At 62.7% G+C, this 14,234-nt stretch carries 14 protein-coding genes; 5 read left to right on the top strand and 9 right to left on the bottom strand.

All coding sequences use genetic code 11. From position 1 onward, the window contains the following. On the bottom strand, positions 1–296 hold a 296-nt coding region (locus ACK6AU_RS22710; protein ID WP_409301518.1), incomplete at its 3' end, for an acyl-CoA dehydrogenase family protein. A gap of 243 nt (positions 297–539) precedes the next feature. Here ACK6AU_RS22710 and ACK6AU_RS22715 point away from each other — a divergent pair. Then, positions 540–1,439, top strand: coding sequence for a GlxA family transcriptional regulator (locus ACK6AU_RS22715; protein WP_185700425.1), 900 nt, complete (start codon positions 540–542; stop codon positions 1,437–1,439). Between the two features lie 45 nt (positions 1,440–1,484). On the opposite strand, the gene zapE is transcribed toward ACK6AU_RS22715, so the two are convergent. The 3 genes from zapE to ACK6AU_RS22730 all read right to left on the bottom strand — a co-directional run bounded on the left by zapE (position 1,485) and on the right by ACK6AU_RS22730 (position 4,677). Next, entirely contained in the window at positions 1,485–2,579 is a 1,095-nt protein-coding gene (gene zapE / locus ACK6AU_RS22720; protein WP_185700315.1) for a cell division protein ZapE, read from the bottom strand. 88 nt (positions 2,580–2,667) lie between these two features. After that, positions 2,668–4,023 carry a tryptophan--tRNA ligase gene (locus tag ACK6AU_RS22725; protein WP_185700316.1) on the bottom strand — a complete coding sequence of 452 codons (1,356 nt, stop codon included), beginning with the start codon at positions 4,021–4,023 and terminating at the stop codon, positions 2,668–2,670. Between the two features lie 24 nt (positions 4,024–4,047). Next, positions 4,048–4,677 carry an alpha/beta hydrolase gene (locus tag ACK6AU_RS22730; protein WP_185700426.1) on the bottom strand — a complete coding sequence of 210 codons (630 nt, stop codon included), beginning with the start codon at positions 4,675–4,677 and terminating at the stop codon, positions 4,048–4,050. A gap of 144 nt (positions 4,678–4,821) precedes the next feature. On the opposite strand from ACK6AU_RS22730, the gene ACK6AU_RS22735 reads away from it, so the two are divergent. After that, positions 4,822–5,256, top strand: a complete 435-nt coding sequence (locus ACK6AU_RS22735) for a YhcB family protein (protein ID WP_058433852.1) — start codon at positions 4,822–4,824, stop codon at positions 5,254–5,256. Positions 5,257–5,337: 81 nt separating this feature from the next. Here the strand turns inward: ACK6AU_RS22735 and ACK6AU_RS22740 are convergent, their stop codons facing one another. The 4 genes from ACK6AU_RS22740 to ACK6AU_RS22755 all read right to left on the bottom strand — a co-directional run bounded on the left by ACK6AU_RS22740 (position 5,338) and on the right by ACK6AU_RS22755 (position 7,791). Then, positions 5,338–6,087: an OmpA family protein gene (locus tag ACK6AU_RS22740; protein WP_185700318.1), complete on the bottom strand. Its 750-nt coding sequence runs from the start codon at positions 6,085–6,087 to the stop codon at positions 5,338–5,340. A 110-nt stretch (positions 6,088–6,197) separates the two neighbouring features. Next, positions 6,198–6,842 carry an MBL fold metallo-hydrolase gene (locus tag ACK6AU_RS22745; RefSeq protein ID WP_085594834.1) on the bottom strand — a complete coding sequence of 215 codons (645 nt, stop codon included), beginning with the start codon at positions 6,840–6,842 and terminating at the stop codon, positions 6,198–6,200. 56 nt (positions 6,843–6,898) lie between these two features. Continuing rightward, the gene (locus tag ACK6AU_RS22750; protein WP_409301522.1) at positions 6,899–7,399 is read right to left on the bottom strand and encodes a methylated-DNA--[protein]-cysteine S-methyltransferase; all 501 of its coding nucleotides are present in this window, start codon (positions 7,397–7,399) and stop codon (positions 6,899–6,901) included. A 143-nt stretch (positions 7,400–7,542) separates the two neighbouring features. Continuing rightward, complete coding sequence (locus ACK6AU_RS22755; protein ID WP_185700427.1) at positions 7,543–7,791, bottom strand: hypothetical protein; 249 nt, start codon at positions 7,789–7,791, stop codon at positions 7,543–7,545. 300 nt (positions 7,792–8,091) lie between these two features. Between ACK6AU_RS22755 and ACK6AU_RS22760 the strand changes: the two genes are divergently transcribed. The 3 genes from ACK6AU_RS22760 (at position 8,092) to ACK6AU_RS22770 (ending at position 11,197) form a co-directional block, all read left to right on the top strand. Then, positions 8,092–8,766 carry a response regulator transcription factor gene (locus ACK6AU_RS22760; RefSeq protein ID WP_185700320.1) on the top strand — a complete coding sequence of 225 codons (675 nt, stop codon included), beginning with the start codon at positions 8,092–8,094 and terminating at the stop codon, positions 8,764–8,766. Next, positions 8,759–10,099: a HAMP domain-containing sensor histidine kinase gene (locus ACK6AU_RS22765; RefSeq protein ID WP_185700321.1), complete on the top strand. Its 1,341-nt coding sequence runs from the start codon at positions 8,759–8,761 to the stop codon at positions 10,097–10,099. The genes ACK6AU_RS22760 and ACK6AU_RS22765 overlap by 8 nt, the downstream gene beginning before the upstream one ends. 171 nt (positions 10,100–10,270) lie before the next feature. After that, positions 10,271–11,197: a LysR family transcriptional regulator gene (locus tag ACK6AU_RS22770; RefSeq protein ID WP_409301525.1), complete on the top strand. Its 927-nt coding sequence runs from the start codon at positions 10,271–10,273 to the stop codon at positions 11,195–11,197. Here ACK6AU_RS22770 and ACK6AU_RS22775 read toward each other — a convergent pair. Continuing rightward, entirely contained in the window at positions 11,194–13,929 is a 2,736-nt protein-coding gene (locus ACK6AU_RS22775) for a LuxR C-terminal-related transcriptional regulator (RefSeq protein ID WP_409301527.1), read from the bottom strand. The two genes, ACK6AU_RS22770 and ACK6AU_RS22775, sit on opposite strands and share 4 nt — an antisense overlap. Positions 13,930–14,234: the final 305 nt, after the last annotated feature.

Genomic DNA, 14,234 nt, shown 5'->3' on the forward strand with positions numbered 1-14,234 from the left:
AGTTGGGGCGGAACGTTTTCGGAGGGCGGGGAAAGCCCATTGCCACCAAGCCCCGGGCGGCTGCCCCCCCCGTTCACCCCCCCGCTACACAGGAGTCCCCCCCCCGGCCCGCCGTCCTCCTCGGGAATGTGCGAGCACAGCATCCCCGCCTCCCCGGCCTTGCTCCACAACTTGCGGTCGATGTGGCCCTGCTTTTCCCATTCGCCATGGAAAGGCACCGCTTCTTTTTCAAGGAAGGTACGCACGCTGTCGCGGAAGAGTTCGTGCTCGGAACTGAACAAGGTTCTGGGGATCATGCAGCCACCTGTGGTTGTCATTTATCGGGTCTGACTGCCAGAGCCTAAGCCCAGCCACCGGCACGGGACACTGGACACATCCGACAAAAAATAAGACGATCCAGCCGTCTGGTGACCACTTTCCCCTATAAGAACAATCGAATTATGTCTAACCAAACTTCCACGCCCTTGCGGCGCGTCAGCATCCTGGCTATCGACCGGGTTTTCGCTTCCACCCTCATGCAAGCCAAGGATTTCTTCCACCTGGCCAGCCTGCGCTACGGCAAGCAACTGGGCCAAGGCCTGACGCCAGCCTTCGAGACCCGCCTGGTCAGCCCTGATGGCCAGCCGGTGCGCAGCTTCAGCGATGTAGTCATGCCAGTGGATGGTCCACTGGGAGATAGCGACGTGATCATCCTCCCAGCCTTCTGGGACGACTTCGACTCCCTGTGCCAGCGTTACCCCCAGATATTGCCCTGGCTACGCGCCCAGCACGCCCGCGGCGCCGTGCTATGCGGTGAGGCCACCGGGGTCTTCTGGCTGGCCGAGGCCGGGCTGCTCGATGGCAAGGAGGCCACCACCTATTGGCGTTTCTTCAGCACCTTCAGCGAGCGTTTTCCCAAGGTCCAGCTCAACCAGGACAAGCATCTGACCGACGCCGACAACCTCTACTGCGCCAGCGGCACCACCTCGGCCTGCGACCTCTACATCTATCTCATCGAGCGCTTCTGTGGCGCCAGCGTGGCCCAGGCCGTAGCCCGGGACATCCTCTACGAGGTCCAGCGCAGCTACGCTCCGGGACGCATGGGTTTTGGCGGCCAGAAGCTGCACCAGGACGTGATCATCCTGCAGATCCAGCATTGGCTCGAAGAACACTTCGCCGACAAGTTCCGCTTCGAGGACGTCGCTCGCGAGCATGGCATGAGCATTCGCAACTTCATGCGCCGCTTCCAGACCGCCACGGGCGACAAGCCCCTGCACTACCTGCAGCGCCTGCGGATCGAAACCGCAAAAGGCCTGCTGTCGGGGACACGCAAGAGCATCAAGACCATCAGCTACGAAGTCGGCTATGACGACGCCAGCTTCTTCGCCCGGCTATTCCGCCAGCACACCGAGCTTTCGCCCAACCAGTATCGCCAACAGTTCCAGCAACTGGCGGCATGAAAAAAGGGGCCTGCATAGCAGGCCCCTTTTTTCACCGAGTCGCGATTACGGCTTGTGCGCCCGCGCAAGGAACTCGTGGGACTGCATCTCCAGCAAACGACTGAGGGTCCGCTGGAACTCGAACGTCAACCGGCCACCGGTGTAGAGATCCTTGAGCTCCACTTCGGCGGAGATGATCAGCTTGACATTACGGTCGTAGAACTCATCGACCATATTGATGAAACGCCGAGCGATGTCATCGGTGGCAACGCCCATCTGCTCCACGCCGCTGAGCAGCACCGCATGGAAGATCTTGCCCAGCTCGATGTAGTCGTTCTGGCTGCGTGGACCGTCGCACAACTCGCGAAAATCGAACCAGGCCACATCGTCACAGGTGCGCAGTGCACGGATCTCGCGGTTCTCGACGATCAGTACGTCGTTTTCCACGGCCTGGGTGCATTCCGGCGTCAGCGCCCGGAAGCTCTTGCGCAAGCTCTCGTGGGCCGCTTCGTCCAGTGGATAATGGAACAGCTCGGCCTGCTCCAAGTGACGCAGGCGATAGTCGACGCCACTGTCGACGTTGACGATTTCGGTGTTCTGCTTGATCAAGGCAATGGCCGGCAGGAAGCGGGCACGCTGCAGGCCATCCTTGTATAGGCCGTCCGGCACGATGTTCGAGGTGGCGACCAGGGTCACGCCGTTCTTGAACAGTTCTTCCATCAGCGTGCCGAGAATCATCGCGTCAGTGATATCGGATACGAAGAATTCGTCGAAACAGATCACCCGCGCCTCCTGGGAGAAACGCTTGGCGATGATGGTCAGCGGATTCTTCTCGCCGCCCAGGGTCTTCATTTCCTCATGGACGCGCTTCATGAATCGATGGAAGTGCGTACGAACCTTTTCCTTGAATGGCAAGGCTTCGAAGAAGGTGTCGACCAGATAGGTCTTGCCCCGCCCCACGCCGCCCCAGAAATACAGACCCTTGACCGGCACCTGGTCTTTCTTGCCAAAGAGCTTGCCGAGCAGGCCCGGCTTGTTGTGCTCGGCCGCGATCAGATCGTCATACAGGCGCTGCAAATGACGCACAGCGGTTTCCTGTGCAGCGTCATGAAAGAAATCCGGGCGTTTCAGATCTGCTTGGTATCGTTCTAGGGGCGTCATAATTCGTTAGCAAGGCAACAAAAACGGGCCGTCACTTTAGCGACGGCCCTGGGGAATGGCAATCAGCCCTTGGTCGGGAAGATTCCGCTCAGTCCTGGGCCGGGGCCAAGGCGATCCGTACTTCTTCGATGGCCGCATCACGGGCAGCAGTGTCGGCAAATACCGGGCTGTCAGCCACGCTGGCGCCGTCCAGCCAGATACTGAAGCCGTTAGCCTGGGCACGCAGGTCCAGCTCCTGGCCCGATTGCAACTGCTTGCTCGCCGCACCGGCAGCCTTGCCGTCGGCAAAGTTGCGCGACAGCAGCAGTTGCTCGCCATCGGCGGACAACAAACGGAAGCGGAAGCTGCCATCGTCCTCGCGGAAACTGACGATACGCGCAGCCTTCGCCGCCTTCTTCTTGGTGGTGGCCGCCACCTGCACCTGGTTTTCGAAGGAACGCAGGCCTACCGCTTCGCGCAGCTCGGCCAGGAACGGCGTCGCCACGCTACGGGCCTTGGCCGCGCCAGCCAGGAGGACATCTTCCAGATCGGCGGGGCGTGCGATCAATTGATGATAGCGCTCGCGGGCCTCGCCCAACTCGCGGTCCAGCAACTGGAACAGGCGGTTCTTGGCCTCGCCCCAACCCAGGCCCTGCAGCAGTTCGCTACGGAACTCGGCGGCCTGCTCGGCAGTGGAGAACGCCTGGAACAGGGTGAACAGGTGGGAATTATCCGGATCCTTGGCCTCGCCCGGTGCCTTGGAGTCGGTGACGATCCGCGAGATCGCATCCTTCATGTCCTTGGCACTGGTGAACAGCGGAATGGTGTTGTCGTAGCTCTTGGACATCTTGCGACCGTCCAGGCCCGGCAAGGTGGCGACGCTTTCCTCGATCAGCGCTTCGGGCATGGCGAAGAACTCCTTGCCCTGGCCGAACAGGTGGTTGAAACGCTGGCCGATATCCCGGGCCATCTCCACGTGCTGGATCTGGTCGCGGCCCACCGGCACCTTGTGCGCGTTGAACATCAGGATGTCGGCGGCCATCAGCACCGGGTAGCTGTACAAACCCATGGTGACGCCGGCATCCGGGTCTTCGCCAGCCTCGACGTTCTTGTCCACCGAGGCCTTGTAGGCGTGGGCACGGTTGAGCAGGCCCTTGGCGGCGACGCAGGTCAAGAGCCAGGTCAGTTGCGGGATTTCCGGGATGTCGGACTGGCGATAGAAGGTCACGCGATCCGCATCCAGGCCACCGGCCAGCCAGGTGGCGGCGATCTCCAGGCGCGAACGCTGGATGCGCAGCGGATCATCGCACTTGATCAGGGCGTGGTAGTCGGCCAGGAAATAGAAGGAATCGGCATTGCTATCGCGACTGGCGAGGATCGCCGGGCGGATCGCCCCGGCATAGTTGCCCAGGTGCGGTGTGCCGGTGGTGGTGATGCCGGTGAGGATGCGCGTACGAGTAGTCATGGGTAATCGCTTATCAGACTGCAATCAATTCGAAAGTCGCGGCAGCACCAGATCCTTCAGATCGGTGAGCTTGCCATGAAAAAAGTGCCCACATTCTGCCACCTTCAGCAGCTCATGGGGACGAACCAGGGCCGCGGACCAGTCATAGACCGCCTGCGGATCGATGACCTCGTCGGTCTCCGGCTGGATCAGGGTCAGCGGGCAGCCTTGGGGCAAGGTATCGGTATCGCGCAGGCGAGTCACTGCCGCGGCCACCATGAACAGGTGCTTGAGCTGCACGCCCTGGGCTTCGAGGCGCCCGCCAAGGCTCGCCGCGACGAAGCCGCCGAAGGAAAAGCCCAGCAGCGTCAACGGCAGTTGCGGATGCCTGGCCCGCAGCCAGTGGGCCGCTGCCTCGGCATCGTCGACTTCACCCGTGCCCATGTCGTGGCTGCCTTCGCTGGCGCCGACGCCACGGTAGTTGAAGCGCAGGGTGATCAACCCGGCATCCCGTGCCGTGCGTTGCAAGGTGGACACCACCTTGTTGAGCATGGTGCCGCCCTGTACCGGGTTCGGGTGGCAGATCAGCGCCACGCCGCGAGCGTCGGGCACCTCCAGATACAGGGCTTCCAGTTGGCCGACGGGGCCGGCAATCACTACAGGGGTTTCACGCATAAGCAAGGAAGGAACTCCGTGACCTCGAAGGGGGTCGACTCGTCTAGCAAATGGTCTGTGCCAATCTATTGCGAGTGAATCGCGGTATACAGCGCAGGTTCGAGCCGTTAACGTAAAGCAAAGCCGTTTATAGAGGAAGGACTCGTGGAACACTCGCTCTTAGTTTGGTTGTTGCCGACTCTTGCCCTGGTCGCGGGTGTCGCCATTGGATTCCTGGTCGCTCGCCTGCTGCCCAATGCCGCGCCTAACCGCACGCAGCGTCAGCTGGACGATATCCAGGAACGTTTCGACAATTACCAGAACGAAGTGGTGACACACTTCAACAGCACCGCCAACCTGGTGAAGAAACTCACCCAGAGCTATCAGGAAGTACAGGATCACCTGGCCGAAGGCGCCAATCGCCTGGCCCTGGACGAATTGACCCGTCAGCGCCTGCTGGCCGCCCTGCACTCCGAGTCGGTACAGGCTCCACGTGAACGCCTGACCCCACCACGGGACCAGGAGCCACCACGGGACTACGCGCCAAAGACGCCGAACGCCCCGGGCATGCTCGACGAGCAATATGGCCTGAAGAAGTAAGCGGCTACAGCCAGCCAACAAAAAGCCCGCCCGACTTTCATCGGGCGGGCTTTTTTATGCCTGCGGCTCAAACCGGTTCGATCAGTAACCCTGCTGGTACGGCTGCTGGGTTGGTTGTTGGTATTGCTGGGTTGGCTGCTGGTACTGCTGGCCAGGAATCGCCTTGAGGTTGACCTCCACTCGACGGTTCTGGGCCCGTCCGTTGACGTCGGCGTTGCTGGCGACCGGATTGTCCGGGCCGGCACCGCGCGAAGACAGGTTGGCACCGCTCACGCCCTGGGAAGTCAGGTAGGTGGCCACGCTTTGTGCGCGACGCTGGGACAGGTCCATGTTGTGCTGGCGGCTGCCGGTGCTGTCGGTGTAGCCGACGATCTCGATCTGATTCTGGTTGAACTCGCGCAGGGAATTGGCCAGGTTGTTCAGCGGCTGATAGAAGCTTGGGGCGATGTTCGCCGAGTCGGTGGCAAAGGTGATATTGCCCGGCATGATCAGCTTGATCTGGTCACCCTGGCGCTGCACCTCGACCCCGGTATTGGCCATGCTGGCGCGCAGCTTCTTCTCCTGCTGGTCGGCGTAGTAGCCATAACCGGCCGCGGACGCACCGACTACCGCGGCGCCGATCAGCGCGCCCTTGCCACGGTTGTTGTGGCTGATCGCGGCACCGGCCAAGGCGCCGGCCAAGGCACCCAGGCCACCATATTTCGCAGTTTTGCTCATGCCCGACGAACCGCCGTCGGCCTGCCCCTGGTTGTCATAGGGGTTAGGCGAAGCGCAGCCGGATAACAAGGCCACAGCAGTAGCGACAACAATCAAACGACGCGAGGTGAACATGGAAAGCTCCTACATATGCATTCTGTAATGCAAAGGACGTTGGCAACGGACCTGTGCCGGCGTTGGAACACACAGAACGGCAAAAATTCCGTGGAACGCCGAGCAAAAACTCAAGCTCTCACGAACGGGTTCTGACGCATTTCATCGCCCAGCCGGGTGTCCGGACCGTGCCCGGCAACCACCGTGGCGTCTTCGTCGAGGGTATACAGACGCTGCTGGATCGAACGCACCAGGGTGGCCTGGTCGCCGCCCCACAGATCCGTGCGCCCGACCCCACGCTTGAACAAGGTGTCGCCGGTAATCAGAAGCTTAGCCTCGGAAAACCAAAAGCTCATGGAACCTGGAGTATGTCCCGGGGTATGCAGGGCCACGCCGCAGCCGCAGGCCAACTCCTCGTCGTCGCCCAACCAGCGATCCGGGGCCGGCACCGGCGCATAGGGCACGCCGAACATGCTGCACTGCATCTCCAGGTTGTCCCAGAGGAACTGGTCATCCTTGTGCAAGTGCAGGGTGGCGCCGGTCTTTTCCTTCATCTGCCCGGAGGCCAGGAAATGATCGAGGTGAGCATGGGTGTGGATGATGCTGACCACCTTCAGGCCCAGGGCATCGAGGCGCGCCATGATCAAGTCAGGATTGCCGCCCGGATCGACGACTATGGCTTTCTTGGTCAGCGGGTCGCCGATGATGGTGCAGTTGCATTGCAACGGACCGACGGGGAAGGTTTCGCGGATGAGGCTGGGTTTGGCGGCGTCCATGGGAATGTCCAGAAAAAACGATGGAACATTCTGGCACAGGTGCCGCCACCGCTCACTCAGAACCCCAGCGGCAGGGTTTCCCCACCTTCCAGCGCCAGCAGGAACTGCTTGGCCTCGAGCCCTCCGGCAAAGCCGGTAAGGCCGCCCGAAGCCCCGATCACCCGATGGCAGGGAGTGACGATGGAAATCGGGTTGCGCCCATTGGCCGCGCCCACTGCGCGGACCGCCTTGGGGCTGCCGATCTGCTGGGCGATCTGGCTGTAGCTACGGGTTTCGCCGAAGGGGATCGTCAACAGCGCCTGCCAGACCTTGCACTGGAACTCGGTGCCGACGAAATCCAGTTCGAGCTCGAAACGCTTGCGCGTACCGGCGAAGTATTCCTGCAACTGACGCTCGGTCTCCAGCAGTTGCGGGTGCTCGGGGGCCTGTTCGAGCGGGCCGAGGCGTACCCGGTTCTCGCGCTCCTTCTCCCAGAGAATCGCGGCCAGCTTCGCGCCCCTGGCTACCAGGGTCAGCTCACCCACCGGGGAGGGAATGATCTTGAATGCACAGGACATATCGGGGTCTCCTTCAATCCACCAGGGCAATCGGCGGCCCTTGCGGGGTTCAGCCTGGATACGCCTTGACTGTAAATCGCGATTCGAGCGCAAGAACTACGTTTCTTGCGCTCGAACTCGACGGAGAACCAAGCGCCCCCGAGCTAGTTATCGTCTTCGATCACGTAGCAGTTGTCACTGCTGCTGCGCTGGCCGTGAGGGTCGACGATAAACGCCCCACGCCCCTTGCCACACTCGAGCAGGTGCACGGGAGACAGTTCGCGCTGCTTATCGATCTGCGCATTGAAACGCATGATATAGGCGCCCAGGGAAATCGAAACACAGAGTATCAACACCAGGCACAACACCAACTGATCGGTGTAGCTGGCGTCATCAGAATGCGCTGGCAACATAATCCGGACCTGCATGCTCCACGCTCCGCCCAATCAGTAACCCGCTCAGCGCCCCACCCGCGCCCAGTCGCCCCCAAGGCGCCTTGGGAGGCAGGGCACAGGTCATCAGGCCCAGAAGAATCAGGACCAGCAAGAGACCTCTGATTACCGAAGACAGGTTCATGGCGGCGCCACGCTCAAGAGAAGTAGGATTGCAGACTAGCGAGCCCCGGGTTAACGGCAGGTAAACATCGGCGGAGCCCAAGTGGAGTTCGCTATCCTTCGCTCCAATGAGCGACACAGGCCCTGAAGGACACTCCCGTGCACATTAACCTGCTGCTGGTCGAGGACAATCTCGATCTAGCCAATACCGTCATCGAATACCTGGAAATCAGCGGCATCGTCTGCGATCACGCCAGCAATGGCCAGGCCGGCCTCAATCTGGCCCTGAACCAGCATTACGACGTCATTCTCCTGGACATCATGCTGCCGCGCCTGGATGGCCAGCAGCTCTGCGCACAGCTGCGCCAGCAAGGCAGCCAAACCCCGATCCTGATGCTCACCTCCCTCGATGCCCTGCCGGACAAACTGGCCAGCTTCGCCGCCGGTGCCGACGACTATCTGGTCAAGCCCTTCGAGCTGGCCGAGCTGGTCGCCCGGATCCGCGCCCTGAGCGTACGCCGCAGCGGCCAGGCCAGCCGCCTGCAAGTGGCCGACCTGGTCATGGAACTGAGTAGTCGCAAGGTCAGCCGGGCAGGCCAGGAACTGCACCTGTCGCCGATCTGCTGGACCCTGCTGGAATGCCTGATGCGCGCCAGCCCCGAGCCGGTCACCCGCGAACGCCTGGAAGCGACCATCTGGGGGGACGAACCGCCGGACAGCAACACGCTCAAGGTGCACATGCACCGGCTGCGCAAGACCGTGGACAAGTCCTTCGGCCAGCCGCTGATCCACACCCTACCTGGCGTCGGGATCCAGTTGAGGTCCCATGGGTAAGCGCCTGGCTCTGAAATGGGTGATCAGCGGCAGCTTCTTGTTGCTGATCGCCATCGTGTTGCTGATCTACAGCCTGCTGCTGCCCGAGTACAGCGTGCGCGGCCTGCTCTATACCGCCAGCGCGATGATGGAAGAGGAGGCCCAGTATTTTTCCAGGCACTACGCCAAGGATCCGAACACGCCGCCACCGAGCAACTACTTCTATACCAGCGTCATCGGCAAGGAAGCGTTGCCGGAGAAGATCCGCCACATGGTCGATACCCCGCCGAGCATGTCCTTCGGCGCGGTGCAAGTGTTCGGCGACCTGGACTCCGACGACGAGGACGAAGGCCGCGCGGTCCTGGCCCAGCCCCTGAGCGACGGCAAGATCCTGTACATGTACGACATCGATCATGACCAAGAAGAAGGCGGAGAGGTGGAAACGCCACGTTCCGACGCCTATATGGATCATGAACTGCGTGGCGTCATCTTCATCAGCCTCGCGGTGTTCATACCGGCCTTGATCATCATCGCCCTGCTGGTCTGGTGGGTGGTCCGCCCCCTGGGACGACTGGCCCAGTGGTCCACCACCCTCAAGGACCCGGAAGCCGTGTCCGGCGAACGTCCGAATTTCGGATTCAAGGAGTTCAACATGTTGGCAGATGCCCTGGCCCAGAGCGTGCAACAAGTACAGGCCGCCAGCGCCCGCGAAGGTCGCCTGTTGCGCTACACCAGCCACGAACTGCGCACCCCGCTGGCAGTGCTCAAGGCCAATATCGAGCTATTGGCCCTGCAGTCTGGCGGGGTCTTGCCGCCGCCATTGCAAAGGATCGAACGCTCGGTGCTGAACATGCAGCGCATCGCCGAGACCCTGCTGTGGATGAGCCGCGAGCTGCCCGAACCCTTGCCCGAGGAGCCCATCGACATGAGCGGCCTGGTCAACGACCTGATCGAGGAACACCGCTACCTGATCGGCACCCGGGATATCGAGCTGATCCTCGATATCAGCAGCGAGCCCTGTCGCCTGCCGCTCACCGCATGCCGCATCGTGGTCGGCAACTTCCTGCGCAATGCCCTGCAGTACGCCGATGACGGCGTCGTCGAGGTCAGCTTCGGCTACCCGCAACTGCGATTGGTCAATCGCATCCGCGAAACCCTGCAAAGCGAGACCTCCAGCGACTTTGGCTACGGCCTGGGGCTGGAGCTGATGCGCCAGCTGTCGGCGCGCCTGGGTTGGCACATCGAAGTGGCGGTCGAGCAACAGTGCTACATCGTCACCCTGGCATTCGAGCCCGCCCCGGCCGCCGAGCAGCCACCTGCCGAAGAAGACAACGAGCCCGGACAGCTGTCCTAGGCGGCCTCCACTAGCGAGGAAAAATATGCTCGCAAGCGATGAAAAAGCTCGGCCGCCCAAGCCCTGTACAGCATCGCTTGTGGGTATCGTGGGCGCACGACAATCGCGCTCGGGAGGCCAGCCACCGGTCCTGCCCTCCCCTTGCGCCCCGGGCAAGGAACGAGGTTCGCCGTGGCCACCTACAATCTGCGTCAATTGAAGTACTTCATCACCACCGTCGAATGCGGCAGTGTCGCCGAGGCATCGCGCAAGCTGTACATCGCCCAGCCCTCGATCTCCACCGCAATCAAGGGCCTGGAGGACAGCTTCGGCGTGCAGCTACTGATCCGCCACCACGCCCAGGGCGTCTCCCTGACTCCCAGTGGCGCGCGCTTCTACCGCAAGGCCCAGGAACTGCTGCGCATGGCCAGGGAGTTCGAGCAGAACGCCCTGGCGGACAACGATGTGGTCTGCGGGCAGATCGACATCGGTTGTTTCGAGACCGTGGCGCCGCTGTACCTGCCGCAATTGATCGCCGGCTTCGGCGCGCTCTATCCCGGTGTCGAGATCCGCATCCGCGACGGCGAGCAGCAGGAACTGGTGCAAGGCCTGACCGGCGGTGCCTACGATCTGGTGATCCTGTACGAACATGAGCTGGACGGCACCATCGAGACCGAGCCACTGATGCCGCCACAACGTCCCTATGCCCTGCTGCCGGCCGGCCACCGCTACGCCCAGCAGGCCCGGGTTTCGCTGCGCGACCTGTGCCTGGAACCGATGATCCTGCTGGATGTGCAGCCGAGCCGGACCTACTTCGTCAGCCTGTTCGAGGAGCTGGGCCTGACCCCGCAGATCGCCTTCAGCTCACCGTCCATCGAGATGGTCCGGGGCATGGTGGGCCAGGGCTTCGGCTTCTCGATCCTGGTCACCCGCCCCCACTGCCAATGCTCTTACGACGGCAGGCCGGTGGTGTGCGTGGAGATAGTCGAGGACGTGACCGGGTCCGGGCTGGTGGCGGCCTGGCTCAAGCGTGGACAACTGACCAAACCGGCGCGCCTGTTCGCCGACTACTGCAAGCAGCACCTGGCCCTGGCCGCCAACCCGCACGCCGAGTCCTAGCCCAGCAGGCCCAGCTCCTGGGCCCGGGCCACCGCCTGGGTCCGACGCTCCACTCCCAGCTTGCTGTTGATATGGCTGGCGTGGGTCTTCACGGTGTGCAGGGAAATGAACAGGCGCTCGCTGATCTCCTGGTTGGAGCAGCCTCGGGCAATCAATTGCAGCACCGCCAGTTCCCGGGAGCTGAGGCTCTCGCTGTGGGCAACGGCCTCGTGCAATTCACGGGGCGCCGAGGGCAGGCGCTCGAGCAAAGCCTGGGTCAACGCGGTGCCGGTGCACTGCTCCAGCTGCTCGCGCATCCAGCCGGGATAATCGAGGATCAAGCCTGCGAACGGCTGGAGGATGCCCCCCACTGCCGCCTCCAGGGCCAGGAGCAGATCACGGCGTGCCTCCTGGCCTCGACCAAGGGCCAGCAACAGCGCGGTCTTCTGGGTCAGGGCCATGGCACACAGCAACTGCCGGCCGCTGTTCTGCCCATCCTCCACCAGCCGGGCCAGGCGCCGCTCGGCCTGGACGACGTCGCCCTTGATGACTTCCAACCGGGCTTGCTGCAATTCGATATGCAAGGGCAACTGGGGATGGAACTCTGGCGGGGCCGCCGCCTGCCCACCGGTGTAGGTCTGCCCCAGGCGGGCCAGCCAGGCTTCGGCGAGGTCGATGCGGCCCTGGGCCAGCCAAAGCTCGCATTTCACCAGGGTGATCATCGCCAGGTAGTAGATCGGCGGCACATCCCAGATATGCATCAGGCGCTCGGCCTCGGCCAGCTCGGCGAAGGCCCGGGCGAATTCGCCGCGCATGCCGTCCTGCTTGGCGATCACGCAATGACCGATCAGCACGCTGATATCGCGACAGGCCCGCGCTTCCACCAGCCCGGCCTGCAACCTGGCCAGGCCGGACTCGGGCTCGAGCCTCAGGGTCAGCAGGTAGCCTTCATACAGCGTCAGCCGGGCACGCACTGCGTACAACCGCTGGGCCGACAGCCCCTGCAAGCGCCCCAGTCCCTGCTGCACCTCATCCTGCGCCCGCAACACTTCGCCCCGGGCCTGCAGGACCCGCGCCCGGTCATAGTGGGCCAGGGCCTCGAACAGCGGGTTGCCGACCCGCTGCGCCAATTCCAGCGACTCGCGATTGAGGCTGCGGGCACGCCACACGTCGGCATCGGTGATGGCCAGGTTGGACAAGGTCGACAGGCACATCAGCCGCTGCCCATAACGCTTGAGGGGCAGGCTCTCCAGGGCCTCGCTGCAATAGGCCAGGGTCTGCTCCCGCTGGCCGCGCCCTCGGGCGATGATCCCGCTCAGGGCCAGCCACTGCGCCAGCATCGACTTTTGCGCCGTCGCCGAAGGCGCCGGCAGGAAACGGCTCAACTGGGCAGCCAGCTCCTGGGCCGCATCCAGCTGGCAGGCCAGGCCCAAGGCCCAGCTATACAACACGATCAAGCGCGGCGAACTGATCAGCAGGCTGTCGGGCAGGTCCATCTTCCAGCGCAACAGCATGCCGATATTCTGCTCAGCCAGCAGTTGTTCCTCGGACAAGTTCTGTACCAGGTTGGCGGCCACGTCCAGGTGCCCGGCACGCAGCGCCTGTTCCACCGCCTCATCCAGCAGGCCCTGGGCGTTGAACCAGCGACAGGCGCGCAAGTGCAGGCTGGCGGCCGGCACTAGGGCGCTGGCCGCTGGGCGGCTGCGCAGCAGGTCGGAGAGCAGGTGGTGATAACGGTACCAGTGCCCATGCTCGTCCAGCGGCACCAGGAACACCTGGTGCGCCTGCAGGAAGCCGAGGATCTCGGCGCTGTCGTGGGCCTCGCGCAGGGCATCGCACAGCTCGGCGCAGAAGCGCTCCTGGGGGGCGGTGTCGTACAAGAAGGCCTGGACCTCGGCGGGCAGGCAATCGATGACTTCTTCGAGCAGGTAATCGCGGATCAACCCCTCGCCGCCATGCAAGCCCTGGGGCAAGGTGCCCACGGCTCCGGCCTCGGAGGCGGCGAGCAACCAGAAACGCAGCCCCGCGACCCAGCCCTCGCTACGTTCGATCAGGTTTTCCAGGGCCTCGCCGCGCAAGGCGCTGCTGTGTCGGTCCAGCAGGCTCAGGGACTCGTCGTGGGTCAGCCGCAGGTCCTGCTCATGCAGCTCCAGCAATTGCCGTGACAGGCGCAGGCGCGCCAGGTGCCAATCCGGGCGCTGCCGGCTGGTGACCATCACCAGCAGGCCATCGGGCAGGTGATTGAGGAAGAATTGCAGGCAACGATCGAGCACCGGCCCCTGGGCCAGGTGGTAGTCGTCCAGTACCAGCAACACGGGGTTGGCACTGGTCAATTGCTCCGCCAACTCGTCCAGCAAGCCGTCCAGCCACTCCTCGAAGGCAAACGGCTGATGACGCTGGCGCATTTTCAACAAGCCCAGGGACTGCCGGCCCAGCTGCGGAAAATACTGCTGCAAGCCGGCCAGCAGGCGCTCGAGGAAACGCCCTGGATCGCTATCCCGTCGGCTCAAGCCCAGCCACAGGCTCTGCCAGTTCACCGGCAGGCTTTGGCAAAACTCGATCGCCAGCGAACTCTTGCCGAACCCGGCCGGAGCACAGACCAGCAACAGGCGCCCTTTCAACCCTCCCTTAAGACGTTCGCAAAGGCGCGGCCGCGACACATAGCCATCAGGCAATGGCGGTCGATAGAAACGCCCTTCCAGCGCAGGAATCACTGCACTGTCAGACCGCAGGAGGGAGAACAGATCAGTCATGGCCAACTCTTATTGGTGTACGGTTGTCGGCGTAGCAGATGTCCGCAGACTAGCGGTAAAAGGCCACCTGTTGAAGATTTTTGCGACCATTCGCGCGAAAAAGACTATGACCAAATAGGTCAGATATTCCGCAATTATTGGGCGATATTTCGTTTGCTTATTTAGACAAGCTCCCAATTCGTCCCGAGAAAGATAGTCGCATTGCCACTGATTTCTACGTCAGCTGGCCCGGACCTATCGCGCAGACAAAAAAAAGCCCCGAACCAGCCGGGGCAATTTTCGAGGATGCGGCCTCTAAGGGGTAA

The sequence above is a fragment of the Pseudomonas sp. KCJK8993 genome, from assembly GCF_046230915.1.
GTDB lineage: Bacteria > Pseudomonadota > Gammaproteobacteria > Pseudomonadales > Pseudomonadaceae > Aquipseudomonas > Aquipseudomonas piscis.